We start from the raw sequence: 659 nt of genomic DNA on the forward strand, positions 1-659 counted from the left end.
GTAGGAAGCACCGCAAAGCAGCCTAGGATCTATATGCTCGCACCCGCCCATTCAAAATATTATGCAATCCCCTCAGGCAGTTGCGCCTTGCGTATAAGCGTTGAGAGAAAATGACCGTGAGCAATTCGGATCAAATTGCTTCCTCGCGATTTGACATAAAAGCGCCTCGTCGTTACTTAGGTGCAGCGCGATAACCGCGGTAGAATATTTCGCCGCCTACGATTTCATGCGCTTATATTCTTACGCAAGGATGTAAATGCATCATACATATAGGACATATGACCCAAATGGCTTTCAATCAGATCAGCGCTCAGGGCAATCAGCACGAGCTGAGCGAGAGGATCGTCGATACGGCAAGAGCAAACATCGATAAGGCGGCCGAGCAGGGCGCACAGTTTGTTGATGCCGCTCGGGACCGCCTGAACCTGATGGTTGCTCTGCGCGAGCAGGCCACGGAGAACACCAAGCAGATCGTGCAGCGGAGTGTCGAGACGGCCTCGCATCAGGTGCGTGAGGCTACTGAGCGCTTCAATCGGACGCTGGGTTTCACCGGCGAGGACAGCGAGCGCCTCGCCCGCCAGTCCAAGCAAAACCTGGAGGCCGTCACGCGCTGCGGCACGGTCCTGACCCAAGCCTACCAGGATGCCTCGCGCAGCTGG

1 pseudogene is annotated in these 659 nt (G+C 55.8%); it reads left to right on the forward strand.

Annotated features, from left to right (window positions below):
- Window positions 1–287: 287 nt before the first annotated feature.
- Window positions 288–659, forward strand: a pseudogene (locus WDW90_RS37810) (phasin family protein); the annotation flags it as partial.

The organism is Methylobacterium nigriterrae (assembly GCF_037106235.1).
GTDB classification, from domain to species: Bacteria; Pseudomonadota; Alphaproteobacteria; order Rhizobiales; family Beijerinckiaceae; genus Methylobacterium; species Methylobacterium nigriterrae.